The 25,542-nt window shown below is 67.7% G+C and carries 18 protein-coding genes; 14 read left to right on the top strand and 4 right to left on the bottom strand.

Going from position 1 to position 25,542, the window contains the following annotated elements; genetic code table 11:
• Positions 1-90: 90 nt before the first annotated feature.
• Together KVS69_RS03015 and KVS69_RS03010 are read right to left on the bottom strand one after the other, a co-directional pair.
• Positions 91-2,154 (bottom strand): S9 family peptidase, encoded by a 2,064-nt coding sequence (locus KVS69_RS03015; RefSeq protein ID WP_217536814.1) that lies wholly within the window; start codon positions 2,152-2,154, stop codon positions 91-93.
• Between the two features lie 132 nt (positions 2,155-2,286).
• Positions 2,287-4,257, bottom strand: a complete 1,971-nt coding sequence (locus KVS69_RS03010; protein WP_217536812.1) for an oligopeptide transporter, OPT family — start codon at positions 4,255-4,257, stop codon at positions 2,287-2,289.
• 158 nt (positions 4,258-4,415) lie between these two features.
• Between KVS69_RS03010 and KVS69_RS03005 the strand changes: the two genes are divergently transcribed.
• The 3 genes from KVS69_RS03005 to KVS69_RS02995 all read left to right on the top strand — a co-directional run bounded on the left by KVS69_RS03005 (position 4,416) and on the right by KVS69_RS02995 (position 10,458).
• Entirely contained in the window at positions 4,416-5,564 is a 1,149-nt protein-coding gene (locus tag KVS69_RS03005) for a heparan-alpha-glucosaminide N-acetyltransferase domain-containing protein (RefSeq protein ID WP_217536809.1), read from the top strand.
• Positions 5,565-5,888: 324 nt separating this feature from the next.
• A complete protein-coding gene (locus tag KVS69_RS03000; RefSeq protein ID WP_217536806.1) occupies positions 5,889-7,646 on the top strand; it encodes an oligopeptide:H+ symporter in 1,758 nt (585 codons plus the stop codon).
• A 139-nt stretch (positions 7,647-7,785) separates the two neighbouring features.
• On the top strand, positions 7,786-10,458 hold the full coding sequence (locus KVS69_RS02995; protein WP_217536803.1) for an autotransporter outer membrane beta-barrel domain-containing protein: 2,673 nt from the start codon (positions 7,786-7,788) through the stop codon (positions 10,456-10,458).
• A gap of 43 nt (positions 10,459-10,501) precedes the next feature.
• Here the strand turns inward: KVS69_RS02995 and KVS69_RS02990 are convergent, their stop codons facing one another.
• Complete coding sequence (locus KVS69_RS02990; protein ID WP_217536801.1) at positions 10,502-12,490, bottom strand: prolyl oligopeptidase family serine peptidase; 1,989 nt, start codon at positions 12,488-12,490, stop codon at positions 10,502-10,504.
• A 160-nt stretch (positions 12,491-12,650) separates the two neighbouring features.
• The gene (locus KVS69_RS02985) at positions 12,651-13,286 is read right to left on the bottom strand and encodes a LysE family transporter (RefSeq protein ID WP_068850096.1); all 636 of its coding nucleotides are present in this window, start codon (positions 13,284-13,286) and stop codon (positions 12,651-12,653) included.
• 133 nt (positions 13,287-13,419) lie between these two features.
• On the opposite strand from KVS69_RS02985, the gene KVS69_RS02980 reads away from it, so the two are divergent.
• From KVS69_RS02980 to mdcH, 11 genes are all read left to right on the top strand, one after another.
• Positions 13,420-14,325: a LysR family transcriptional regulator ArgP gene (locus tag KVS69_RS02980; RefSeq protein WP_217536798.1), complete on the top strand. Its 906-nt coding sequence runs from the start codon at positions 13,420-13,422 to the stop codon at positions 14,323-14,325.
• Between the two features lie 87 nt (positions 14,326-14,412).
• The gene (locus tag KVS69_RS02975; RefSeq protein ID WP_095363420.1) at positions 14,413-15,000 is read left to right on the top strand and encodes a hypothetical protein; all 588 of its coding nucleotides are present in this window, start codon (positions 14,413-14,415) and stop codon (positions 14,998-15,000) included.
• A 138-nt stretch (positions 15,001-15,138) separates the two neighbouring features.
• Positions 15,139-16,836, top strand: a complete 1,698-nt coding sequence (gene mqo / locus KVS69_RS02970; protein WP_217536796.1) for a malate dehydrogenase (quinone) — start codon at positions 15,139-15,141, stop codon at positions 16,834-16,836.
• Between the two features lie 332 nt (positions 16,837-17,168).
• Positions 17,169-19,343 carry a TonB-dependent siderophore receptor gene (locus tag KVS69_RS02965; RefSeq protein ID WP_184125258.1) on the top strand — a complete coding sequence of 725 codons (2,175 nt, stop codon included), beginning with the start codon at positions 17,169-17,171 and terminating at the stop codon, positions 19,341-19,343.
• 126 nt (positions 19,344-19,469) lie between these two features.
• A complete protein-coding gene (gene mdcA, locus KVS69_RS02960) occupies positions 19,470-21,113 on the top strand; it encodes a malonate decarboxylase subunit alpha (RefSeq protein WP_217536793.1) in 1,644 nt (547 codons plus the stop codon).
• Between the two features lie 11 nt (positions 21,114-21,124).
• Positions 21,125-21,445 carry a malonate decarboxylase acyl carrier protein gene (gene mdcC, locus KVS69_RS02955; protein WP_217536790.1) on the top strand — a complete coding sequence of 107 codons (321 nt, stop codon included), beginning with the start codon at positions 21,125-21,127 and terminating at the stop codon, positions 21,443-21,445.
• Complete coding sequence (locus KVS69_RS02950) at positions 21,442-22,350, top strand: biotin-independent malonate decarboxylase subunit beta (protein WP_210131671.1); 909 nt, start codon at positions 21,442-21,444, stop codon at positions 22,348-22,350. Before mdcC ends, KVS69_RS02950 begins: the two co-directional genes overlap by 4 nt.
• A complete protein-coding gene (gene mdcE, locus KVS69_RS02945; RefSeq protein ID WP_217536786.1) occupies positions 22,347-23,057 on the top strand; it encodes a biotin-independent malonate decarboxylase subunit gamma in 711 nt (236 codons plus the stop codon). Before KVS69_RS02950 ends, mdcE begins: the two co-directional genes overlap by 4 nt.
• The gene (mdcG, locus tag KVS69_RS02940) at positions 23,050-23,721 is read left to right on the top strand and encodes a malonate decarboxylase holo-[acyl-carrier-protein] synthase (RefSeq protein ID WP_217536784.1); all 672 of its coding nucleotides are present in this window, start codon (positions 23,050-23,052) and stop codon (positions 23,719-23,721) included. The genes mdcE and mdcG overlap by 8 nt, the downstream gene beginning before the upstream one ends.
• Entirely contained in the window at positions 23,718-24,563 is an 846-nt protein-coding gene (gene mdcB / locus KVS69_RS02935) for a triphosphoribosyl-dephospho-CoA synthase MdcB (RefSeq protein WP_217536781.1), read from the top strand. Before mdcG ends, mdcB begins: the two co-directional genes overlap by 4 nt.
• Positions 24,560-25,480 (top strand): malonate decarboxylase subunit epsilon, encoded by a 921-nt coding sequence (gene mdcH / locus KVS69_RS02930; protein WP_217536778.1) that lies wholly within the window; start codon positions 24,560-24,562, stop codon positions 25,478-25,480. The genes mdcB and mdcH overlap by 4 nt, the downstream gene beginning before the upstream one ends.
• The last annotated feature ends 62 nt before the right edge of the window (positions 25,481-25,542 follow it).

The raw sequence follows: 25,542 nt of genomic DNA, 5'->3' as shown, positions 1-25,542 counted from the left end.
CAGTCGGCTGCCGGTACACGGGAAAATTCAGGAACGGGTGTTTTCATTGCACCCCGGAGGTCAGCCGCCCGGTAGGGCGGCCGCTCCACATCACTGCCCGATGTGCTGCTTCAGCCAGCCGTTCACGGTGTCGTGCCACTGCACGCTGTTCTGCGGCTTGAGCACCCAGTGGTTCTCGTCCGGGAAGTACAGGAACTTCGACTCGATGCCCTGGCGCTGCGCGGCCGTGAACGCGCCCAAGCCCTGTTCGACCGGAATGCGGAAGTCGAGCTGGCCGTGGATGATCAGGATCGGCTTCTTCCAGTCCGCCACGTGGTTGACCGGGTTGAACTTCTCGTAGTTCTGCGGCTTGGCGAACGGCGTGCCGCCCTGCTCCCATTCCGTGAACCACAGCTCTTCGGTGGCGTAGCCCATCATGCGCTGATCGAACACGCCGTCATGGTTGACCAGGCACTTCCACGGCTCGTTCCAGTTGCCGGCGATCCAGTTGACCATGAAGCCGCCGTAGCTGGCGCCCAGCGCGCAGGCCTTGTCGCCGTTGAGGAACGGGTACTGCTTCTGCGCCGCCGCCCAGCCCTTCTGCAGGTCTTCCAGCGGGCGGTCGCCCCAGTGCTGGCTGATTGCATCGGTGAACGCCTGGCCGTAGCCGGTGGAACCGTGGAAATCGATCATCACCACCGCGTAGCCCTGGCCCGCGTAGGTCTGCGGGTTCCAGCGGTAGCTCCAGCCATTGCCGAAGCTGCCCTGCGGGCCGCCGTGGATCAGGAACGCCACCGGGTAGGTCTTGCCTTCCTGGTAGTTGTACGGCTTGACCACGTAACCGTGCACGGTTTCGTTGTTCCAGCCCTTGAACTGGAACTGCTCGTAATCGCCGAAGGCCACGTCGGGCAGCATCTGGCCGGCGCTCGGGGTGATCTCGCGCGGGCTGCTGCCGTCGGCCTGGGCCACCACGATCTGGTCGCCGCTCTTCAGGCTGTTCTTCGTGTAAGCCAGCGTGCTGCCGGCGATCACCGGCGAGCCGATGCTGCCGCCTTCGGCGACCACCGTGGCCTTGCCGGTGGCGATGTCGATGTTGAACAGGCGGTGTTCGCCCAGGTCATCGGCCGCGGTGTAGAAGCTCTTTTCGTCCTGCGACAGCACCACTTCACCGGCCGAACGGTCCCAGCCCGGGGCGATTTCGCGGGTCTTGCCCGAGGCCAGGTCGAGCGCGATCACGCCGAAACGGTCCGCCTCGAAGCCCGGGCGCTTCATCGCGCGGTAGTACAGGGTGTTGCCGTCGGCGCTGAACACCGGGCCGGCATCCCAGGCCGGATTGGCCGCGGTCAGGTTGACCGGCGCCTGCTTGCCCTCGGCATCCAGGCGGTACAGGTCGAAGTTCGTCGACCACGCTTCTTCGCGGCCGGCCACGCGGATGCTGGCCACTACGCTTTTGCCATCCGGCGCCCAGGTGAAGTCGTCATTGCCGCCAAACGGCTTGGACGGCGCATCGCCGGCCAGCGTCGCGCTGATCGCCGAGGCGCCCTTGACCGCAGCGGCCTTGGCGGCCGGCAGCGGGGCCACGAACAGGGTGTTGCGGCGGCCGTCGTTCCAGGTGTCCCAATGGCGCACGAACAGGCTGTCGAACACTTCACCGGTGTTCTTGCGCGCCTTGTGCGCGTCCAGCTTCTTGCTGGTGCAGGCCAGGTCCGAACCGCAGTCCTGGAACACGCCGGCGCTGAAGGCCACGCGGTCGCCCTGCGGCGAGACCTGGAAGCTGTCCACGTCCACCGCGAAATCGGTCAGCTGGCGCGGGGTGCCGCCGGCCAGCGGCATCGAATACAGCTGCTGGCTGCCGCCCTTGGCGCTGAGGAAGTACACCGTCTGGCCGTCGGCCGAGAGCGCGGCCGAATTGACGTTCCAGCCGGCCGGGGTGAGCGGCTTGGGCGGGGCCGCATCGCGGGTGCGCAGGTTGCGGATGAACAGGCCGGTGCTGGCCTTGCTGTCGGTGCCGACCACGCGCTTGGCGAACACCACGTTGCCGCCATCGGCGGTCAGCAGCGGGGCCGAAACCCGATCCAGCGCGATCATGTCGCGCACATCCAGGCCACGCGTGGCGGCCAGCGACGGCAGCGCGGTCAGCAGGCACAGCGGCAACAGGGCGTAACGAAGCTTCATCGGGTTCTCCGCGGAACGGCAAAACGCCGATGGTAGGGGGCGGGAGCCTCCCAACGCAAAGGCCACACGTCATGCCCCGGAAACAACAAACCCCGCCGTGGCGGGGTTTGTCGGGTTCACATAGGCGCTCGATCAGACCGCGGTGGCTTTCTTGCCCGTGCGGTAGATCAGCCAGCCCACCACGAACAGCACCGCCAGACCGATCCACTGCGCGGCCGGCAGGTGGAACGGCACGGCCAGCACGTCGGCGCGGCTGCTGACCACGATCGGCACGGCGATGGCGATGCCCATCAGTGCTTCACCGGTGATCAGGCCGGCAGCGAACAGCACGCCCGGCTTGTGCACGCGGTCGCGGCCTTCTTCATCGTCGGCGCGCACCTTGTGGAAACGCTCGACCAGGTAGGCGATCAGGCCGCCCAGGAAGATCGGCACCATCAGTTCCAGCGGCAGGTAGATACCAATCGCGGCGGCCAGCACCGGCACGCGGAAGCGGGCGTTGCGCGACTTGAGCCAGCTGTCGAAGGCGATGATCGCCGCACCGACCACGGCACCAATGCCGATGAAGGTCCACGGCAGTTCGCCACCGAACAGGCCCTTGGCCACCGACGCCATCAGGTTGGCCTGCGGTGCGGCCAGCGCGTTCGGGTGCAGCTCGGACTTGACGCCGATGCCGTAGGCGGTAGCCAGCAGGTTCAGCACCGGCGCCATGATCAGCGCACACGAGAACGCACCGATGCCCAGCATCAGCTGCTGCTTCCACGGCGTGGCACCGACGATGTAGCCGGCCTTGAGGTCCTGCAGGTTGTCGCCGCCGACGGCAGCGGCGCAGCACACCACCGCACCGATCATGATCGCGGCCACCGCACCCAGCGGCGCGCCACCGACGCCCACCGGCGTCAGCCCATCCTTGCCCAGCAGCAGCACCAGCACCGCCGAGGCGAACAGGATGGTGGAGATGGTGATGCCCGAGACCGGGTTGTTGGACGAGCCGATCAGGCCGGCCAGGTAGGCCGAGACCGAGACGAACAGGAAGCCGGCGACGATCATGATGAGGGTCATCGGGATCGACACATGCCACTGGCCCACGATGGCCTGGTACAGCTCCAGCAGCGGCAGGGTGAAGGCCACCAGCGCCACCAGCATCCACTTCATCGGCAGGTCGCGTTCGGTGTGCGCCAGCGCCGGGCCGCCGCTCTTGCGCGCGGCGGCAAAGCCGCTCTTGACCCCGTTGAGCAGCGACTTGCGCAGCGAGATCAGGGTCCACACGCCGCCGATCAGCATCGCGCCCACGCCCAGGTAGCGCATCTTCGCGCCCCAGATGGCGAACGCCGCCTCGGTGGACGAGGCGGTGGCGATCGACGCGGCCAGGGCCGGATCGGTGTTCATGAAGAACGCCTGGTACAGCGGGATGGCGATGTGCCAGGTCAGGATCGAGCCGGACACCACGACGATGCCGACGTTGAGGCCGACGATGTAGCCCACGCCCAGCAGCGCCGGCGACAGGTTGGTGCCGATGAACGCGGTGATCTTGGAGCTGCCCACGTAGGCCGAGGTCGCCCAGGCATCGGGAATCAGGCGCATGCCGCTTTCCGCGGCCAGCTTCACCACCGCACCGATCACCGCAGACAGGCCGAGGATCTTCAGGCCCGGGCCCGGGTTCTCACCGGCCTTGAGCACTTCGGCCGCGGCCTTGCCTTCCGGGAACGGAAGCGGGTCTTCGACGATCATCGAACGGCGCAGCGGCACCGAGAACAGCACGCCCAGCAGGCCACCCAGGCCGGCGATGCCCAGCACCCACCAGTACTTGAAGTCCGGCCAGTAGCCCATGATCACCAGCGCCGGGATCGTGAAGATCACACCGGCGGCGATCGACGAACCGGCCGAAGCGCCAGTCTGCACGATGTTGTTTTCCAGGATCGTGCCGCCGCCCAGCAGGCGCAGCACCCCCATGGAGATCACCGCCGCCGGAATGGCCGTGGCGATGGTCAGGCCTGCGAACAGACCCAGGTAGGCGTTGGCCGCCGACAGGATCACCGCCAGCACGATGGCAAGCACCACCGCGCGGAATGTGAGCTGTCTGGGCGCAGCGTCGTCGTTGTTCATGGAAGCCCCTGCTGGCAAAAAATCCTGTCAAACCTAGCCTTCATGCCTTGGTAACGCAAGGCGGGTAGCGCCGGTCGCCGTAATCGGTAAACCCCGGCAAATGGCCGCGCACCCTGATTTGTTATGTTATATCCTGTCACGCCACCACCGGTGCATCCGTGGCCCCCGCCTCCCCCCGCCTGACCTCCATCGACCAGCTGCGCGGCACCGTGATCGTGCTGATGCTGCTGGACCACGTGCGCGAAACCTTCTACCTGCACCAGCAGGTACCCGACCCGATGGGCGTGGACCAGGTCGAGCCCGCCCTGTTCCTCAGCCGCCTGCTCGCCCACCTGTGCGCCCCCGTGTTCGTGCTGCTCACCGGCCTGTCCGCCTGGCTGTACGGCAGCAGCCAGGCCGCCCCCCGCCGCGCCGCCTCCGCCTTCCTGCTCAAGCGCGGCCTGTTCCTGATCCTGCTGGAACTGCTGGTGGTGAATTTTGCCTGGACCCTGCAGTTCCCGCCCAGCGTGATCTACCTGCAGGTGATCTGGGCGATCGGGATCAGCATGGTCGCCCTGGCCGGCCTGCTCTGGCTGCCCCGCCCCGCCCTCGCCGCCCTGGCCCTGGTGGTGATCGCCGGGCACAACCTGCTCGACGGCATCCACGCCAGCGGCGACGGTCCGCTCGCCGTGCTCTGGAAGATCCTGCACCAGCGCGACTGGATCGCCGCCGGCGACGCCCTGCGCCTGCGCACCTCCTACCCCGTGCTGCCCTGGATCGCCGTCATCGCCCTCGGCTACACCCTCGGCCCCTGGTTCGCCCGAACCGGTGACCCCGCCCTGCGCCAACGCCGCCTGCTCTGGGCCGGCGGCGGCGCCCTGCTCGGCTTTGCCCTGCTGCGCGCCGCCAACGTCTACGGCGACGCCCCCTGGCAGGCCATGGCCAGCGCCGGCCAGACCCTGATGAGCCTATTCAACGTCACCAAGTACCCGCCGTCCCTGCTGTTCCTGCTGCTCACCCTCGGCATCGGACTGCTGCTCCTGCGCCTCTACGAAAACCCCCGGATCGCCCGCGCCCTGGCCCCGCTGGCCAGCATCGGCGCCGCCCCGATGTTCTTATACCTGCTGCACCTGTATGTGCTGAAGCTGCTCTACGTCGCCGCCGAAGCGCGCTGGGGCCAGACCCACGGCGCCTATTTCGCCGTGGACCATGTGTGGATGTTGTGGCTGATCACCGCCGCACTGGCGTTGGCCCTGTATTGGCCAACGCGCGAGTTCGCGCGCCTGAAGGCACGCCGCAAAGACCTGGTCTGGTTGCGGTACCTGTAGAGCCACCCCATGGGTGCCTGCGCGGTAGATCGCGAAGAGCAGCCACGCATGGCGTGGCACTACGCGGTTCTTCTGTACGACATTGGGAACCTGAAGGGCGCGGGGCGGTAGGCCCCAGCGGGACCTTGAGCAGCATGGATGCTGCGATGAGCCCCATGGATGGGTTCACGCGCGTCCCGCTGGGGCCTGCCGCCCCGCGCCCCAGCCGATAGCAGTGAATCAACACGCTGTTGGCGCAGACCCAACAGCGTACCGACCAACGGTCGGCACCTACCAGGGGCCGGTCGAGTGATAATCGCGACCTGTTTTGTCGCTTATCGCCTAATGACCGCCACCGCCCTTTCCGCTTCCGACGACTTCCTTGGCCACCCCAAAGGCGTTTACGTCTGCTTCTTCACCGAGATGTGGGAGCGCTTCTCGTTCTATGGCATGAAGGCGCTGCTGCTGCTGTACCTCACCAAGTACCACCTGTTCGGCGACAAGGCCGGCCTTGACCTGCTCGGCGCCTACGGTGGCCTGGTCTACTGCATTCCCGTGTTCGGCGGCCTGCTCGCCGACCGCTGGCTGGGCATGCGCAAAGCCGTCGTGTTCGGCGGCATCCTGCTCGTCCTCGGCCACCTCGGCATGGCCTTCGAAGGACATGCCGCCACCCGCATCGACGGCCAGATCGTGCGCGACGATGCCGCCCTCGGCATCACCTACCTCTCGCTTGCCCTCATCATCATGGGCGTCGGCTTCCTCAAGCCCAACATCTCCACCATCGTCGGCAAGCTCTACCCCGAAGGCGACCCCCGCCGCGATTCCGGCTTCTCCCTGTTCTACGCCGGCATCAACCTCGGCGCCCTGTTCGCCTCCCTCGTCTGCGGCTTCCTCGGCGAAGCCTACGGCTGGAAATACGGCTTCGGCGCCGCCGGCATCGGCATGGTCATCGGCCTGGCCATGTTCCTGTGGGGCCAGAAGTACCTGCAGGGCCACGCCGAACCCACCAACGTCGCCGCCCTGCGCCAGCGCATTGCCGGCGTCCCCCGCGAATGGTTGATCTACGGCATCGCCGTGCTCGGCGTCATTCCCGTGGCCGCCCTCATGTGGTCCGCCGCCAACGGCGCCTTCGCCATCGGCGGCGAAATCAGCCTCGCCCTGCTGCTCATGGTGGTCGTGCTCGGCGGCGTCCTGCTCTGGTTCGCCTGGTTCACCGGCACCCGCTGCACCCCCGTGCAGCGCCAGCAGATGATCGCCCTCATGGCATTGATCTTCATGGCCCTGGTGTTCTTCACCCTGTACGAGCAGACCTACGGCTCCTGGGTCACCTTCACCGACCGCATGCTCACCAAGGACCTTGTCCCCGCGCTGGTGATCCAGGGCGGCACCCCAATCCCGTGGTCGATCGCCTCCCTGCTGCTGGCGCCGCTCGGTTTCGTGGTCGCCGCACGCCTGTCCGAACGCCGCCCCGGTTCCACCGCCCCGCGGAACCTGTTCATCGCCATCGTCGCCCTGATGCTGGTGCTGCTGATCCGCGACTGCCTGGTGATTCCACAGACCGCCGGCTCCCTCACCTACCTGGGGGGCCTGTTCCTGGTCGTGTTCGCCCCGCTGTTCGCCGTGCTGTGGGCGTGGCTCGACAAGCGCCGGCTGGACCCCTCCAAGCCGGTGAAATCCTCGCTAGGCCTGGTGTTTGCCGCGCTTTCCTTCATCCCGCTCGCCCTCGCTGCCCAGCAGGTCGGCAGCACCGGCCAGATGGCCAGCGTGTGGTGGCTGGTGCTGGCCTACCTGGTGCTGGAGATCGGCGAGATGTGCTTGTCGCCTGTCGGCCTGTCCGCCGTCACCCAGCTGGCCGCGCCGCGCGTGGTGAGCCTGATGATGGGCACCTGGTTCCTGGCCACCGCGTTCTCCGAAACCCTCGCCGCGCTGTTCGGCAAGCTCGCCGCCATTGAAGTGCCAGAAGGCGAAACCATGAACATCGCCGCGGCCGCCGCCAGCTACGAACACCTGTTCTGGCTGCTGATGTGGATCGGCCTCGGTTGCGCAGCCGTGGCATTGGCCGGCTCGCCGCTGCTGAAGCGGATGATGCACGGGGTCAAGTAAGCCGCCGCACGCCATGCACATAAACACTTCCTAACACCATTCGATCCGGTCACAGTCCGACGGGATTGGAATAAGTTGTAGATACTCGGTTTGTATCGCTCCCCACCATGGCGCTCCCTGCGTTCATGGAACTTTCCCAATGCGTCACGCTGCTCCGTCCCACCGCCCGCTCGCCGTGCTCATCGCGCTGGCATTGTGCACCTCGCTTTCGTCACCCGCATATGCGGGCAACGCCGATGCAGAAGCTGTCGATTGCGACATCGATCCTGACCACAGCGTGTGTGAGGCGCAGGACGAAGCAACATCCAGCACCACCCCGTGGCTGATTGGCGGCGTCGCGCTGGCAGGTGCGGCCGCAGCGGCGGCAGGTGGTGGCGGCGGCGGTGGTGGCAGTGACGGCGGCGGTGATGGAGGCGGTGTACCGCCGGGCTCGGAAGGCGGCCAGTACGGCGGCAACCAGTTCCTGGCCGGACCGGGCAGCGAGATCAACTGGGACCGCAACGTGGAAACCCGCGTCACCGGCGCGGCCCGCAACGAAGGCAGCCTGCGCATCAACGCCGGCACCCTCAGCGTGCGCAATGACGGCCACCTGCGCAACACCGGCACCCTGCGCATCGGCCAGGCCGCCAGCCTGGTGGTGGAGAACGATGGTGACCTGGACAACCATGGCACCCTCGAACTGCACGGCCAGCTGCAGCTGCGCCGCGATGGCAGCCTGGAAAACCACGGCAGCCTGCAGGCGCAGGGTACGACGATCCAGCTGGATGGCGAGTCCGACATCGAGAACCTCGGCGACATGCAGCTGCGCGACACCGTGGTCAGCATGGGCGGCGAGAGCGAATTCGACAACGGCGAACGCCGCCGCAACGCCACGCTCGGCGTCCAGGGCGGCGGCTTCGCGCTGACCGGCATGGCCGAGTTCGAGAACCACGGCACCGTCCACGCCGGCGGCACGCTCAACCAAGGTTCGCTGGTGCATGCGGTGACCGCGCGCGTCGGCAACGAGCGCGACATCATCGAAGCCTTCGACAACCATGGCCTGATCACCCTGCAGGGCAACGCGCGCGTGCTCAGCCTGGTGGCCGACAGCCATGCCAGCGCCGGCATCAACCGCGCCGGCGCGCAGATCATCAGCCACGCCCAGCGGCAATCGGCGATGCATGCCGAAGGCGCGCAGGCGACGCTGATCAACCAGGGCACGCTGACCGTGACCGGTGACGGTGCGGTGGCGATGACCGGTGCGCGCGGCGCCACGCTGATCAACGACGGGGTGATCAACCTCGGCGTGGCCGGCGGCAACAACGGCCAGAACATGGTGGCCATGCAGTCCGACGGCTCGGCCACGCTCAACAACCGCCGCGGCGGGGTGATCAACATCCATGCCGACAACTCGCACGCGTTCCAGATGGGCGCCAGCGGCGGCGGCCGCCTGATCAACAACGGCCAGGTCAATGTGTATGGCAATGGCAGCGGCGTGCATGCCGACCAGCCGACACAGGATGCCGATCGACCCGCCCCCGACCTGGGCTGGCAGGCACCGCGCGGCGTGTCGGGCTACATGGTGGGCACCCATGCCGATGGCAGCGCCGGGCAGATGGTGCTGCACGAGGGCGGTGAGCTGGTCGACGTCCGTGTCGATACCGGGTTCACCCGCGGCACCGACGATTCGCAGATACGCCTGGAGGACGTCTTCGTCGGCGCCGACGGCGGCGATGACAACATCGCCAGCGCCACGGTGGTGTGGCAGGCGCAGGCCGAGCGCGACGCGGCCGGCAATGTCGACGTGGTGATGACCCGCAACGACTACCGCGATATCGCCGATGCCGACACCCAGAGCGTCGCCGCAGCGCTGGAGGCGGGCTACGCCAACAATGCGCTGTACCACAGCCTGGAAGTGGCTGACGCCGCTGAGTTCAACCACGCTCTGCAGCAGCTGTCCGGCAACGGCCTGGCGGCCGCCAGCATGCGCCTGGCCGCCAACGGCGACGCGTTCTGGTCGAGCCTGGCCCGCGCCAGGCCCGGCAACGGCACCCACATGATCGCGTTCGGACCGGGCACGGCCACGGCGTCGGGCGTGCAGGGTACCGGCACCGGCGTGCAGGTCGCGATGGCGCTGGGGGGTGGTCGGCAGCTGCTGCTGGGCACCGGCCTGCTGGGCTCGGATTTCTCCACCGATGGCGGCCAGACGCGTTCGCAATCGCGGTTTGCCGGGGTGGGCATGGCCCAGGCGCTGGGCGCGTTCACCCTGCAGCACACGCTGGGCAACGAATGGCACCAGACCGATGGCCAGCGCCAGTTGCATTGGGGCAGCACGCGCATAAGCGCGCACAGCCAGCGCACGTTGTCGCGTACCCGCGTGGGCAGCACGCTGGGCATGGAACTGGCCGGCGGCGGGCTGCGCTGGCAGCCGCGGCTGGGGGCAACGGCGTATCGCGCGCGCGAGGGTGCCTTCCATGAGTATGGGGCCGGCGCATTGGGATTGTCGGTTGGCGCAGGAACGCGCAGTGGTGTGCAGCTGGAGCTGGGCACCGCCTTCAGTGGGCGCCTTGGCCATGGGTGGACCCTGCGCGGTGATGCATCCGCATTCCGGTCGGTTGCGTATCGCGCCGACGCGCGCACGGCCACGCTCCACGGTGCAGGCGATCACGCGTTCACCGTGCCAGGGTTGGCGCCGTCCGGACTGGATTACCGGGTGATGCTGGGCGCCGATTATCGCTACCTGCGCGCCGACCTTGGCGGTGCGGTGATGGCGGAACGGCTGATGGGCGTTCGCGATGTGCAGGCGCAGATGCAGGTACGCATGGCGTTCTAATGCGGCCTGCGGATGGCGGGGCGGAAATGCCGCCCCGCCATCGTCATGGTTGCGCTGCGGTTGACGCCGAAGCGGTCTTGCCACCCAGGCTGCGCGACAGGAACGCCAGCAGCTTGCCGTAATACTCGCGGCGATGCGGGTCGGTGTAGAAGCCATGGCCTTCGGTGGAGTAGTACAGCGATTCCACCGGCACGCCGGCCTTCTGCAGCGCCGCCTCCATGCGCTTGGTGTGCTGGATCGGGGCCCGCTCGTCTTCGCCGCCCGCCGCCAGGAACACCGGCACCTTGATGCGGTCGGCAAGGTTGACCGGCGAAACCGCAGCCACGTCATTGGGGCTGCCCAGCCATTCCTTCAGGTAGGTGCTGCCCGAACCGCTGCGCTGGACATCGCCGGTGGTGTGCATCATCGGCAGGTCGTACACGCCGACGTAGCCGGCGGCGCAGCGGTACATGCCCGGTTCGCGGGCCGCGCCCATCATCGCCGCGTATGCGCCGTAGCTGGCGCCATAGATGCAGACCCGGGCCGGATCGGCGTGGCCCTGGCTGATCGCCCAGCGGGTCGCATCGGTCACGTCGTCCTGCATGGCGGCGCCCCACTGTTTGGCGCCGGCGTGCCGGTAGGCACGGCCGAAGTTGCCCGAACCACGGAAGTTGACCTGCAGCACGGCGTAGCCTGCCGCGGCCAGCATCTGCGCTTCGGAATCGTAGCTGCCGTCATCGAACACGCCGAACGGGCCGCCATGCGGCATCACCACCATCGGCGGCTTCGCCCTTGCCGACGCGGCCGGCAGGGTGAGGTAGCCGTGCAGCTCCATGCCGTCTCGCGCCTTGAAGGCATACGGCTGCACCTTGGCGGCGGTGTCCGGGTCGATCCAGGCGCCGCGGCTGATCAGGTGGTCGGCCTTCTTGGCGACCGTGTCGAAGATGTAGAAGTCACCTGGATTGCTTCCCGACCAGGTTTCCACCAGCACACTGCGGCCATCGCGCGTGCTGGAGGCGATGAACACCGCATCACCGCCGAACGCGGCTTCCAGGCTGCGGTACAGGCGCGCGTCGGCCGAGGTTTCGTCGAAGAAGCGGGTGCGCGGCTTGTCGCCCAGGTAGAGCGCGCCGACCGGAACGCGGGTGCCGGGGCGGTAGATCAGCCGGTCCGGGTCCACGACGGGATCGCGCAGCAACGGGGTGCGGGTGCCGGTGACCGGGTCCCAGGTCACGATGGCATCGGGGCCGTTGGCCTGCTGCACCTGCAGGTAGGCGGTCTTGCCGTCTTCGGAGAAACCGAGCGCGGTTTCGATGCGGCCGGTATCGGCTTCATCGTTCACCAGCTTCCAGGTATCGCCGATGGCATCGCGGTAATAGAGCTTGTTGACGTTGTCGATACCGGCACCGTGGGCGAAGCGGATCTGCCCGCTCGGGTCGCTGGTGAAATCGGCGCGGCGGACCGGCGACCGGGCCACGGTCACACGGCGGCCGCTGGCGATATCCATGCGATCGACACGGGTGTAGGGATCTTCGGAGAACGGCCACACCGAGACCAGCACGTTGCGCTCGTCCTGCGGCATCGAATCGATCAGGAAGGCGGCGACCGCTTCGACCTTCTTCGGTTGGATACGGGTGCCCGGACCATTGCCTTCCACTCGATAGCCGACCAGCAGTTCGCCGCGGCCGCCATTGGCGTTCATGGCGTACAGCTCACCGGTGAGCTGCGGCTGGTCGAGGCTGCCGAACTTTTCGGCCAGGCCGATCAGCACGCGCTCGTTGTTGACCCAGTAGAAACTGGTGGCGTGGTTGTTGCGCGGCGGCACGAACGAACCGGTGACCTTGCCGGTGGCGCGGCTGAGGATGGCCAGTGCGGTTCGGTCTTCCATCGGCACGGTGGCCGCGTAGTAGTCCCCGCCCGGTGACAGCTTGATGTCGGTGAACGTGTCGCGCTTGAGATAACGCTCAAGCTCCAGCTCCGCCGCAGCCACCTGCCCCACCGCCCCGCACAGCAGGGCCAAGACGGCCAGGGCCGCCCATTTCGAGTACTTCATCCTTCCCCCTCCAACCAGACACCTTGTCCGTGATGGGCGATTCTAGTCAGTTCGGCGTCGGGCAAGCCAGTGGCGACACTCCCGGGCGTTTTCGGGACAGGAAAGAAAAATGGCACCGCGAACGGTGCCATTTGGACGTGCATTGACGGAGAGAGAGAGATCAATGCACGCCGCGGAACGCCAGGCTCAGGGCCAGGATGGACAGGATCACGGCGATGGTGCCGTCGAGGATCCGCCAGGTACGGGGTTTGGTGAACAACGGGGCCAGCAGGCGGGCACCGAGGCCCTGGGCGGTCAGCCACAGGCAGCTGGCGGTGACCACGCCGGCGGCGAACGCCATGCGGGCATTGCCGAAGTTTTCGGCAATGGAGCCGATCACCATCATGTCCAGCCAGAAGTGCGGGTTGATCAGCGAGAAACCGACCGCAGCGGTCAGCACGGCGCGGCGCGAGGTGTTGTCGCCGTCATCGACCTGCATGCCGCCGCCACCGGCCAGCGCGCGCCGGGCCGACTGCCAGGCGTACCAGCTGAGGAACGCCACGCCGCCCCACAGCACCACGGTGGTCAGCCAGGGCAATGCCTGGGTCAGGGTGCGCAGGCCGGCCACGCTGGCGAAGATGAAGATGGCATCGATCGCCGCGCAGGTCGCCACGACCGGCACGATGTGCTTGCGCAGGATGCCCTGGCGCAGGATGAAGGCGCTCTGGGCCCCGACCACGGCGAACAGGCCGATGCCGGCTGCGGCACCACTGAGCCACGCGGCCAGACCGGGGCCGCCGGAAATGAAGGAGAACATGGGATACCACCTGTGTTGCGGGGGGGCGGTGCCTCGCCAAGGCGTACAGCACCGTGATGGCGCGTATTGTCGCGCCGCAACATGGAAAAGTAGAGCTAAACTTACTTAACCATCTTTAGCGGAACTTAAGCCGATGCGCATCGACCATGCCCAGCTCCGCGCCCTGGCGGCGGTGATCCGCGAAGGCAGTTTCGACCGGGCGGCGCAGTCGCTCAATGTCACCGCCTCGGCGGTGTCGCAGCGGGTGAAAGCGCTGGAAGACCGGGTCGGGCGGCTGCTGGTCAAGCGCTCTTCGCCGGCGGTGGCCACGCCGGAAGGCCAGGTGCTGGTGCAGCTGGCCGAGCAGACGGCGCTGCTGGAGCACGATGCGCTGCACCGGATGGGAATTGCCGATGAGGACCTGCCGCACGCCAGCATCCCGGTGGCGGTGAACCACGACAGCCTGGAAACCTGGTTCCCGGAGGCGGCGCTGAGTTTCGCGCGGCAGACCGGGACGACGCTGGACCTGCGCTCGGAGGACCAGGACCACACGGTGGCGCTGCTGCGCCAGGGCGCGGTGCTGGGCGCGGTGACCACGCTGGACGAGCCGGTGCAGGGCTGCCAGATCCACGCGCTGGGCAGCATCCGCTATGCGGCCACGTGCACGCAGGCCTTCCACGACCGCTACTTCGCCAAGGGGGTGAACGCGCAGTCGCTGGCCCAGGCGCCGGTGCTGGTGTTCAACCGCAAGGACGACATGCAGGCACGGTTCGCGCGGCGGCTGGCCGGCGACGACCTGCCGATGACGGCGCCGACCTGGTGGATTCCGTCAACGCGGGCGTTCGTGCAGGCCAACGTGGGCGGGCTGGGCTGGACGATGAACCCGCTGCCGCTGGTCAAGCGCCACCTGGACGCGGGGCGGCTGGTGCTGATGAAGCCGCGCGCGTGGGAAGACGTGCCGCTGTACTGGCAGCACTGGAAGGGCGACGTGCAGACGATGGCGCTGCTGACCAAGGCCGTGCTGGCGGCGTCGGCTACGTTGGTGCGCCGCAGACGGTAGGCACCCGCCGTTGCCGGGTACGCCTTCACGTGCCGACCAGCGGTCGGCACCTACCGTGGCCTCCAAGCATCCAGCGCGGGGCGTTCGATGGAATCGGATCCGGTCTATCTGCATATCCGGGTGGTGCTGAGCATCATCCTGGGGTTGAGCATCACCACGCTGGTGAAGGGATTGGCGTCGATCATCGAGCACCCGGCCCGGCGCGGCGGGTGGTCCGGCATCCACCTGTGCTGGGTGCTGTGGATGCTGGTGTCGGTGGTCACCTTCTGGTGGTGGGAGTTCCGTCTGGGCGAAGTGCGCCAGTGGACGTTCGGCCTGTACCTGTTCGTGATCGGCTATTGCGCCAGCTGGTACATGCTGTGCGTGCTGCTGTTCCCCGATGACCTGCGCGAGTACGGCAGCTACGAGCAGTACCTGCTGCAGCGGCGCGGCGGCTTCTTCGGCATGCTCGCCCTGGTGACCGTGCTCGACCTGGGCGACACGGCGATCAAGGGTCACAGCCGCTGGCAGATGCTCGGCGAGGCGTACCCGGTGCATACCGGAATCATGCTGGTGATTGCCGGGGTGGGCATCGCAAGCCGTTCGCGACGGGTGCACCTGGGCTTGGCCGTGCTGGCGCTTGTTTACCAGTGCGGGTACTTCCTCGCTGAATATTTCACCTTGGGGTCCGATTGATCCCTGCGATGCTGCGTTGCACCAAATCCGTACCGTTTCGGGCTAAAATTGGGCCCTGGATGCGCCAAGAGCTTGTTTCTTCACGCTTCTTCCACGAAGCGCCGTCATCCTGCCCTCATCTCCCCACATGAGATATCCATGAAAAAGTTAGCGAAGGTCGCCCTCGGCCTGCTCGTGCTGTTGCTGATCGCAGCGGCCGTATTCCTCTACTGGCCCCTCCACCAGCGTTCGGTTCCGGCCGCGGGCAACGACAAGCCGGTCGACGTCGTGCTGGTCGGCGGCGGCATCATGAGCATCACCCTGGCCACCTTCCTGCAGGAACTGCAGCCAGACTGGAACATCCAGGTGTTCGAACGCCTCGACGGCGTGGCCCTGGAAAGTTCCGATGGCTGGAACAACGCCGGTACCGGGCATTCGGCCTTCGCCGAACTGAACTACACCCCGGAACTGCCCGATGGCAGCATCGAGACCAAGCGCGCGGTCGGCATCGCCGAGCAGTTCGAGATCTCCCGCCAGTTCTGGTCGCACCAGGTCAAGGAAGGCCGGCTCAGCCAGCCGTCGGACTTCATCAACCCCACCCCGCACATGAGCTTCGTGTGGGGCGATGACAACATCGCCTACCTGCACAAGCGCCAGCAGGCGCTGGTCAGGAACCCGCTGTTCTACGGCATGCAGTACTCCGAAGACCCGGCGCAGATCAGGGCCTGGGCCCCGCTGCTGATGGAAGGCCGCGACCCGAACCAGAAGGTCGCCGCCACCTGGATGCCGCTGGGCACCGACGTCAACTTCGGCGTGATCACCCGCCAGCTCACCGCCGGCCTGCAGCGCAACCCGAACTTCAGCCTGCACCTGGAACATGAAGTCCGCGCCCTGCGCCAGAACGACGACAAGACCTGGAACGTCACGGTCAAGGACCTCAACGCCGGCACCGAGTCCACCCTCAAGTCGCGCTTCGTGTTCATCGGCGCCGGCGGCGCCGCGCTCAAGCTGCTGCAGCTCTCCAACATCCCCGAAGCCAAAAACTACGCCGGCTTCCCGGTCGGCGGCCAGTTCCTGGCGTTCAAGTCCGCGGCCATCGCCGGCCGCCACGGCGTCAAGGCCTACGGCATGGCCGAAACCGGCTCGCCGCCGATGTCCGTGCCGCACCTGGATTCGCGCAAGCTCGATGGCAAGCCGGTGGTCCTGTTCGGCCCGTTCGCCCTGTACAGCACCAAGTTCCTCAAGCACGGCTCCTGGTTCGACCTGTACTCCTCGGTCAACCACAACAACGTGGCCGGCATGCTCGACGTCGGCGCGGAGAACCTGGACCTGGTGAAGTACCTGATGGGCCAGGCCCGCCTCAACGACGACGACCGCCAGGCTGAACTGGTCAAGTACTTCCCCAACGCCAAGCGCGAAGACTGGGAACTGGTCACCGCCGGCCAGCGCGTGCAGATCATCAAGCACGACCCGGAAAAGGGCGCCGTCCTGCAGTTCGGCACCGAAATCGTCACCGACAAGGACCACACCCTGGCCGCCCTGCTCGGCGCCTCCCCGGGTGCCTCGACCTCCCCGCCGATCATGCTGGACCTGCTCAAGAAGGCCTTCCCCGAGCAGATGGCCGCCGGCTGGGAAGCCCGCCTGGCCCAGATCGTGCCGTCCTACGGGCGCAAGCTCAACGACAGCCCGGCCCTGACCAACGAGATCCGCCGCCAGACCAGCGACACCCTGCGCCTTCCGTACCTGGACGTTCCGGTGGAAACCAGCCCGGCAGTGATGCTGACCCCGCCGCCGGTGGCCCCGGCAGCGCCGGCCAAGGAAAAGCGCAACGCCAACGAGGAATTGCAGGCGTTGTAAGCCTTTCCGGCACCGCGAGGACACGCATGGCGTGTCCCTACAACCGGCCCTCGCGGGCCGGTTTTTTTTTGCCTTTGCCTGTTCCGGCCGCCCCAAGCCATTCGTCAGGGGTGCGGGGCGGCAGGGGGTAGCGGGACCTTGAGCAGCATGGATGCTGCGATGAGCCCCATGGAAGGGTTTACGCGCGTCCCGCTACCCCCTGCCGCCCCGCGCCCCAACTCGTAGAAAGGAGACGCCCTCGCTTTCAGCTCGTTAAATTATTGTAATTAGAATACGAACGATTTACATTTGCGTCCCGTTGTGCACCCACCTGCCTCTGCTGAGACCCCCGCATGTCCCTCCGCTCCCACCCCTGTGCTTCCGTCCGCCGTGCCCCGCTGGGCCTGGCCCTGCTGTCCGTGCTGTCGCTGGCCTCGCCCCTGGCCCTGGCTGACACCGTTGATGCCGGCAGCAGTGCCGCCGATGCCAAGACCCTGGACCAGGTGAACGTCGTCGGCTCCCAGCGCGCGCCGTCCAGCACCACCCGCCTGCCCATCACCCTGCAGGAAACCCCGCAGTCCACCAGCGTGCTCGCCCTCGACCGCATCCAGAACGAATCGCTGTTCTCGATCAACGACGTCATGCGCAACATCACCGGCGTCAACGTCTCCTTCTACGACACCCAGCGCCCCCTGTACTACGCGCGCGGCTTCACCATCACCGACTTCCAGGTCGACAGCCTGCCCACCTACAGCGGCTCCACCAACCAGGAATACGACACCGCCTTCTACGACCGCATCGAAGTCATCCGCGGCGCCAACGGCCTGCTCAGCGGCGCCGGCATTCCCTCGGCCACCGTCAACCTGCTGCGCAAGCGCCCCGGCAAGGAGTTCGACGCCTCCTTCGCCATCAGCGCCGGCAGCTGGGACTTCCGCCGCATGGAAGCCGACGTCAACGCCCCGCTCACCCGCGATGGCCGCTTCCGCAGCCGCGTCGTCGCCGCCTATACCGATCGCGAGCTGTATTACGACCGCTACAAAGAAGACAAGATGGCCGGCATGGCCGTGCTGGAAGGCGACCTGACCGATTCCACCACCGTCACCGTCGGCTACCAGCGCCAGGACAACAACCCGGTCGGCTCCACCTGGGGCACCGTGCCCTTCTTCAACAGCGACGGCACCTTCGCCCACCTCCCCCGCGAAACCAACATGGCCCCCAAGTGGAGCTACTGGCAGCGCGAAACCAGCACCGCCTTCGCCAACCTCGAACAGCGCTTCGGTGAAAACTGGCTGCTCAAGCTCAACACCGCCTACACCCGCGGCAACGTCCAGAACGTGCGCGTCTACGGCAGCGGCTACCCCGATCCCGTGAGCGGTGCCGGCACGTACCTGCTGGCCGGTGCCGGCGATGCCGAAGACACCCGCAAGGGCGCCGACCTGTTCCTGTCCGGCACCTTCCCCGCCTTCGGCCGCGAACACGATGTCGTCGTCGGTGGCAGCTGGTCCGACCTCGAAGCCACCACCTGGACCCTTACCTCGGTGGCCAACTGGCGCTACAACATCCCCGACATCCGCAACTGGAACGGCGACATTCCCGAGCTGACCGCCAGCCGCACCGGCGCCCGCCGCATCGCCCGCACCCGGCAGAGCGGCGTGTACGCCTCCACCCGCCTGCGCCTGGCCGATCCGCTGTCGCTGATCGCCGGCGCGCGCCTCAGCCGCTGGGAAACCCTGACCCGCGCCTACAACGCCGCCGGCACCTACACCGGCACCAGCGGCCAGTACAAAGTCACCGACGAAGTCACTCCCTACGTCGGCCTGGTCTACGACATCGTGCCCGACTTCTCGGTGTACGCCAGCTACACCGAAATCTTCAACCCGCAGAACTACAAGGACCGCAACGAGAACCTGCTCGCCCCGGTGGAAGGCTCCAACCTGGAAGCCGGCATCAAGTCGCAGTGGTTCGACGGCCGGCTGACCGCCAACGCCGCGATCTTCGAAGCCAAGCAGGACAACTACGCCGTGCGCGACATGAGCCTGCCGGACGGCTCACTCAGCGATGGCACCTCGGCCTACATCGGCGTCAACGGCACCAAGTCGCGCGGCTGGGAAATGGACATCAACGGCGAGATCCGCCCGGGCTGGACCGTCAATGCCGGCTACACCCACGTCAAGGTGACCCGTGCCAGCACCGACCTGATCTACGCCAACCTGCCCGAGGATTTCCTGCAGCTCAACACCAGCGTGCGCCTGCCCGGCGTGCTGGACCGCCTGACCGTGGGCGGCGGCTTCTCCTGGCAGAGCGAAGTGGAGGGCTACAACATCCCCTACCCGCTGGGCGGCACCCGCACCGTGCGCCAGCCGGCCTACATGCTGGTCAACCTGCACGCCAACTACCAGATCAGCGACAGCTGGACCGCCACCCTGAGCGTGCGCAACGCGCTGGACAAGACCTACTGGGCCAACCTGGACTACAACAACTACGGCGAACCGCGCTTCATTTCCGCGAGCCTGCGCTGGAAATACTGATCCGCCGCGCGGTTGAAATCTGAATAGGCCCGCCTTCTGGCGGGCCTTTCTTTTTGCTGCGCTGCGGGTTGCACGACCGTCCGTAATTATGGCGTAATTACCAAAACGCCATTCGGATGCCCGTCGATGAACCCCAGTTGGGACACCTTGGAGCGTGGCCGCCAGGCCCGGCTTGAACGCGCCGCCCCCTGGGCGCGCGGCCGCAACGTCGCCGCCAACGATGCCATCGCCCTGCTGCACGCCGTGCTGGAGCCGGGCGACAAGGTCTGCCTGGAGGGCAACAACCAGAAACAGGCCGATTTCCTCGCCCAGTGCCTGGCCGACCTCGACCCGGCCCGGGTCCATGACCTGCACATGGTGCAGTCGGTACTGTCACTGCCCTCGCACCTGGATGTCTTCGAACGCGGCATCGCCTCCAGGCTCGACTTCTCCTTCTCCGGCCCGCAGTCGGTGCGGCTGGCCAACCTTGTGTCCGAAGGGCGCATCCAGATCGGTGCGATCCATACCTACCTGGAACTGTTCGGCCGTTACTTCATCGACCTCACCCCGCGCGTCGCACTCGTTGCCGCCCAGGCCGCCGACCGCCACGGCAACCTCTACACCGGCCCCAACACCGAAGACACCCCGGTGATCGTCGAGGCCACCGCGTTCGGCGGTGGCATCGTCATCGCCCAGGTCAACGAGATCGTCGACACCCTGCCCCGCGTCGACATCCCCGCCGACTGGGTCAACTTCGTGGTGCAGGCGCCGCGCCCGAACCACATCGAACCGCTGTTCACCCGCGACCCGGCGCAGATCTCGGAAATCCAGGTACTGATGGCGATGATGGCCATCAAGGGCATCTACGCCGAATACGGGGTCAACCGGCTCAACCACGGCATCGGGTTCGATACCGCCGCCATTGAACTGCTGCTGCCCACCTACGCCGAATCGCTCGGGCTGAAGGGAAAAATCTGCCAGCACTGGGCGCTCAACCCGCACCCGGCGTTGATCCCGGCGATCGAATCGGGCTTCGTCAAATCCGTGCACTCGTTCGGCTCCGAACTGGGCATGGAGAAGTACATCGCCGCGCGCGGGGATGTGTTCTTCACCGGCGCCGACGGCTCGATGCGCTCCAACCGCGCGTTCTCGCAGACCGCCGGGCTGTATGCCTGTGACATGTTCATCGGCTCCACCCTGCAGATCGACCTGCAGGGCAACAGCTCCACCGCCACCCGCGACCGCATCGCCGGCTTCGGCGGCGCGCCCAACATGGGCTCGGACGCACGCGGCCGCCGCCATGCCAGCGACGCCTGGTTGAAGGCCGGCCAGCAGGCCGCGCGCCCCGGTGAAATGCCACGTGGGCGAAAGCTGGTGGTGCAGATGGTGGAAACCTTCCGCGAGCACATGGCGCCGGCGTTCGTTGATCGGCTGGATGCGTGGGAACTGGCCGAACGTGCGGCCATGCCGCTGCCGCCGGTGATGATCTATGGCGACGACGTCAGCCATGTGCTTACCGAAGAGGGCATCGCCAACCTGCTGCTGTGCCGCACCCCGGAGGAACGCGAACAGGCGATCCGCGGCGTGGCCGGCTACACCGCCGTGGGCCTGGGCCGCGACCGCGCGATGGTCGAGAACCTGCGCGACCGTGGCGTGATCCAGCGCCCGGCCGACCTGGGCATCCACGTGCGCGATGCCAGCCGCGACCTGCTGGCCGCGCGTTCGGTGAAAGACCTCGTGCGCTGGTCCGGCGGCCTGTACGACCCGCCCAAGCGCTTCCGCAACTGGTAAGGGAACCTGCCATGGAAACCCTCGACTACCGTTTCACCGGCACCCAGCCCGTGCACTTCCCCACCGATGCGGTGCTGGTCGGCGTGCTGGCCTCGGGCAACCTGGAAGTCCTGCTGGAGCCTGCCGCGCTGGACGGCGCGATGGCGGTGCGCATCATCACCGCCGCGCGCGGTTTCGGCACGATCTGGGAAGCGGTGATCACCGATTTCGCCCGCCGCCACCCGCTGCGCGATGTGCAGGTGTCGATCAACGACGCCGGCGCCACCCCCGCCGTGGTCAGCCTGCGGCTGGACCAGGCGGTGGAAACCCTGCATGCCGGAGACAGCGCATGAGCCTGGCCCACCGCCACAGCTATTACGAAGCCGACGCGCGCGAGCGCATCGCCGGCGTGCTGGATACCGGCTCGTTCAAGGAACTGCTCGGGCCTGCACAGCGCGCGATCAGTCCGCACCTGGCCCAGCTGGACCAGCCCGCCGCGTTCGACGACGGCATCGTGGTGGGCGAAGGCCAGCTGCGCGGCAGGCGCGTGCTGGTGGCCGCACAGCAGGGCCAGTTCATGGGGGGCGGCGTGGGCGAAGTGCACGGCGCCAAGCTCACCGGCCTGCTGCAACGCGCTGGTCAGACCCGCCCCGAGGGCGTGCTGCTGCTGCTCGATACCGGCGGCGTGCGCCTGCACGAGGCCAACGCCGGGCTGATCGCCATTTCCGAAATCATGCGCGCGGTGCTCGCAACGCGCGCCGCCGGGGTACCGGTGTTGGCGCTGATCGGCAGCGGCAACGGCGCGTTCGGGGGCATGGGCATCGTGGCCCGCTGCTGCACCACGGTGATCATGTCCGAGGAAGGCCGGCTGTCGCTGTCCGGTCCGGAGGTGATCGAAACAGTGCGCGGCGTGGAAGAGTTCGATGCGCGCGACCGCGCACTGGTCTGGCGGGTCACCGGCGGCAAGCACCGCTACCTGATCGACCAGGCCCAGGTGCTGGTGCCCGATGCGATCGAGGCGTTCGCGCAGGCGGCATTCGATGCCCTGCAGCCGGATGCCGCCAGCACCGGCACCGATACCGCCCTTGCCGCGCTGCAGGCCCGCCACGCCGCCCTCAAGGCGCGCGCGCAGGCCTGGGGCGATTGCCGCGATGGCGTGGAGATCTGGGCACGGCTCGGCATCGACGATCCGCAACGGCTGCCGTTGCTGGATACCGATGACTTCCTGGCCGCCACCGCTGACCGGAGCCTGCCATGACCGCACCACTCAACACCCTGCTCGACGCGCTGTTTCCGCGCGGGCATGCCATCGCCGTCGCCGATTCGGTACTGACCGGGACCGCCACCACCGACGACGGCGGGGTGACCGTGATCGGCACCACCGACAAGATCGAAGTGGGCGTGGATCACGCGCTGGTGTTGGCCGAAACGGTATTGGCGAGCACCGCTGCGTTCCCGCAGCGCCCGATCGTGATGCTGGTCGATACCGCCGGCCAACGACTGGCGCGCCGCGATGAACTGCTGGGCATCAATGGTTACTTCGCGCACCTGGCGCAGACGTTGAACCTGGCCCGTCGCCGCGGCGCGCGTCTGGTCACGCTGGTGTACGGCGAATCGGTCAGCGGTGGCTTCCTGTCGTTCGGGCTGATGGCTGACCACATCCACGCCCTGCCCGATGCGCAGGTGCGGGTGATGGACCTGCGCGCGATGGCACGGGTGACCAAGCAGCCGCTGGAGAAACTGCAGGCGCTGAGCCAGAGCTCGCCGGTGTTCGCGCCGGGCGTTGAGAACTACGTTGCGATGGGCGCGGTGGAGTCGGTATGGCACGGCGATCTGGGGCAGGCTTTGCTGGACGCGCTGCGCACGCCGGCAGAAGGTGACCGCCGCGCGCAACGCGGTGCCGAGCGTGGTGGCCGTACCCTGGCCGCGCGCGTGGCTGCACAGGTGGCCGCTGGCGATGCCTGACCGGCCTGCCCGCCACACGCTGGTCTGGCTGTCGGCGCACGCCGATTGGCGGGCTGACGTGGCCGCGCATGACGCGCGCCTGGCGGCGTGGTTTGCCCAGGGCTGGCCCGCCGTGGCGGCGCGCCGCGCTGCCGATGATCCCGATCCCCGCGTGCGCCTCGGCATTCCCCTCCCCCCCGCCGAGGGCAAGCAGCGATTGGGTCTGCGGGTGCAGCTGGGCGACATCGTGCGCCAGCAGGCGCCGCTGGAACTGGCCGGGGTGCGGATGCACGCGCGCACGCCGGACGACTGGCGCGGACCGCTGCAGGCGCTGGATCGGCTGGCGCCGGCCCGGGTGTTCGGGGCGTTTGCCTGGCAGGCGTTGACCGGGTTGGAGTACGTGCATGCGCGGTCGGATATCGACCTGCTGTGGGACGTCGAAACCGCGCAGGATGCTGACGCGCTGGTCGCCGCCCTGCAGGCATGGGAGCTGCGCTTTGGCCGGCGCGTGGATGGTGAGCTGTGCCTGCCCGATGGTGGGGCGGTGAACTGGCGCGAGTTTGGTGGTGGGTCGCGGCAGGTGCTGGTGAAGCGGGTGGATGGGGCCGGGTTGGAGTTGCGGTCGAACCTGTTCGGGTGTGCGGGGTTGCCACGCAGGGCGTGGCACTACGGAGTCGCCCGATGAACGCCGTTGCGAACGTTCTGCGGCCTTGCGTCGATTCGGCGCAGTTGGGGCGGCTGGCGGTAGGCGCGCTGCATGCGGAGCTGGCATTGGCGCCGAAGCCGGGGCTGGTGACGCCGTTCGACCCGGGCAGCCATGACGACATGGATGCCGGCACCTTCCTGCGCAGCCTGTTTGCGCTGCGCCATTACTTCCGCGATATCGCGCTGGCCGGCGCGGAGGATGCACCGTTCTCCGCGCTGCGCACGCTGGGTATTCAAGCCGAAGGGGCAATGTTGCGCGCCACCGGCGGAATCAATACGCACCGGGGTGCGGTCTTCAGTATTGGACTGCTGGTGGCGGCCGCTGCGCGTTGCCGCAGCATGCGGCAGCCGGCGTCGGGCGAGCAGGTCTGCCTCGGCGTCCAGCACTGGTCGCCTGGGCTGCTGGCCGCGCCGCTGGATCCGGACAGCCCGGGACAGCGCGTGCGCGCCCGGCACCGCATTGCCGGTGTGCGCGAACAGGCAGCCGCGGGGTATCCCATGTTGCGCACGTTGGCGCTGCCGACCCTGCGCGATGCGCTGGCGGCAGGTCTTCCGCGCGAGGCCGCGCTGTGCCACACGCTGATGGCACTGGTCGCCGAACTGGACGACATCAACCTGCTGCACCGGGGCGGGGCCGAGGGCCTGCACTGGGCCCGCGCCCAGGCGGCCGCGTTCATGGCCGAGGGCGGCGCCTTCGCCGCCGGTTGGCGCGCGCGCCTGCAGCAGCTGGGCGAGGCGTTCGTGGCGCGCCGGCTCAGCCCGGGGGGCAGTGCCGACCTGCTGGCCTGCAGCGTTTTCCTGCTGCAGCAGGAGGCGGTATGAGCCTCGCACTGCTCTGCCCCGGCCAAGGCGCGCAGCACCCGGCGATGTTCGACCGGGTGCGCGACAACGCGGCGGCGCGTGATGTGCTTGACAGTGTGGGTGCGGTGTTGGGCAAGGATGTGTTCGCTGCGGCAGGCGCGGAGGCGCGTTTCGAGAACGCGCTGGCGCAGCCGCTGCTGTGCGCGGCCAGCCTGGCGCACTGGCAGGCGCTTCGCACTGAACTGCCGGTGCCGGGCATGGTGGCGGGTTACAGCATCGGTGAGCTGGCGGCACATGCTGTTGCCGGCACTCTCGATACACGGTCCTGCCTGGCCTTGGCGGCACATCGTGCACGTTACATGGATGCCGCCAGCCCTGCCGACGCGGGCATGCAGGCGTTGCTGGGACTGGATCGCACGCGGGTGCAGTCGCTGTGCGCGGTGCATGGCGCCTATATCGCCATCGTCAATGGCCATGATCATTTCATCGTGGGCGGTGGATTGGCGGGCCTGGAAGCGCTGGCCGGGGAAGCGCGTGCGGCCGGTGCGGATATCCGTCCGTTGCCGGTGCACGTGCCTTCGCACACGCCGTTGCTGCAGGCGGCAGTTCCCCGCTTTGCCGCTGCGCTGGAGGCGGTCGCGTGGCAGCAACCGGGCCTGCCGGTGCTGGCCGGCATCGATGCGCGCGTGGTGCGCGACCACGCCGGCAATGTGCACACGTTGTCGGCGCAGCTGGCGCAGACGATCGAATGGGCGCAGGTGATGCGCCAGCTGTTCGAGCGCGGTGCGCGGGTGTTCCTGCAACTGGGCCCGGGCACCGCGCTGGCGCGCATGGTGGCCAGCGCCTATCCGTGCTGCGAGGTCCGCGCGGTCGAAGAATTCCAGCACCTGGATGGTGCGGCGGACTGGGTGCAACGCGCACTGGTTCGCCTGCAATGAGCGGTTGGCTCCACCTGTAGCACGCCACACCCCGTGGATGGCGGGTTTCCATCCGTGCGGTA

This window comes from Stenotrophomonas sp. GbtcB23, from assembly GCF_019091045.1.
GTDB classification, from domain to species: domain Bacteria; phylum Pseudomonadota; class Gammaproteobacteria; order Xanthomonadales; family Xanthomonadaceae; genus Stenotrophomonas; species Stenotrophomonas rhizophila_A.
This window is presented reverse-complemented; position numbering and strand designations above follow the sequence as displayed.

Coding starts and splice junctions, on each gene's coding strand:
- KVS69_RS03015 (WP_217536814.1), bottom strand. CDS start 2,154: ATGAAGCTTCGTTACGCCCTGTTGCCGCTGTGCCTGCTGACCGCGCTG.
- KVS69_RS03010 (WP_217536812.1), bottom strand. CDS start 4,257: ATGAACAACGACGACGCTGCGCCCAGACAGCTCACATTCCGCGCGGTG.
- KVS69_RS03000 (WP_217536806.1), top strand. CDS start 5,889: ATGACCGCCACCGCCCTTTCCGCTTCCGACGACTTCCTTGGCCACCCC.
- KVS69_RS02995 (WP_217536803.1), top strand. CDS start 7,786: ATGCGTCACGCTGCTCCGTCCCACCGCCCGCTCGCCGTGCTCATCGCG.
- KVS69_RS02990 (WP_217536801.1), bottom strand. CDS start 12,490: ATGAAGTACTCGAAATGGGCGGCCCTGGCCGTCTTGGCCCTGCTGTGC.
- KVS69_RS02985 (WP_068850096.1), bottom strand. CDS start 13,286: ATGTTCTCCTTCATTTCCGGCGGCCCCGGTCTGGCCGCGTGGCTCAGT.
- KVS69_RS02980 (WP_217536798.1), top strand. CDS start 13,420: ATGCGCATCGACCATGCCCAGCTCCGCGCCCTGGCGGCGGTGATCCGC.
- KVS69_RS02975 (WP_095363420.1), top strand. CDS start 14,413: ATGGAATCGGATCCGGTCTATCTGCATATCCGGGTGGTGCTGAGCATC.
- mqo (WP_217536796.1), top strand. CDS start 15,139: ATGAAAAAGTTAGCGAAGGTCGCCCTCGGCCTGCTCGTGCTGTTGCTG.
- KVS69_RS02965 (WP_184125258.1), top strand. CDS start 17,169: ATGTCCCTCCGCTCCCACCCCTGTGCTTCCGTCCGCCGTGCCCCGCTG.
- mdcA (WP_217536793.1), top strand. CDS start 19,470: ATGAACCCCAGTTGGGACACCTTGGAGCGTGGCCGCCAGGCCCGGCTT.
- mdcC (WP_217536790.1), top strand. CDS start 21,125: ATGGAAACCCTCGACTACCGTTTCACCGGCACCCAGCCCGTGCACTTC.
- KVS69_RS02950 (WP_210131671.1), top strand. CDS start 21,442: ATGAGCCTGGCCCACCGCCACAGCTATTACGAAGCCGACGCGCGCGAG.
- mdcE (WP_217536786.1), top strand. CDS start 22,347: ATGACCGCACCACTCAACACCCTGCTCGACGCGCTGTTTCCGCGCGGG.
- mdcG (WP_217536784.1), top strand. CDS start 23,050: ATGCCTGACCGGCCTGCCCGCCACACGCTGGTCTGGCTGTCGGCGCAC.
- mdcB (WP_217536781.1), top strand. CDS start 23,718: ATGAACGCCGTTGCGAACGTTCTGCGGCCTTGCGTCGATTCGGCGCAG.
- mdcH (WP_217536778.1), top strand. CDS start 24,560: ATGAGCCTCGCACTGCTCTGCCCCGGCCAAGGCGCGCAGCACCCGGCG.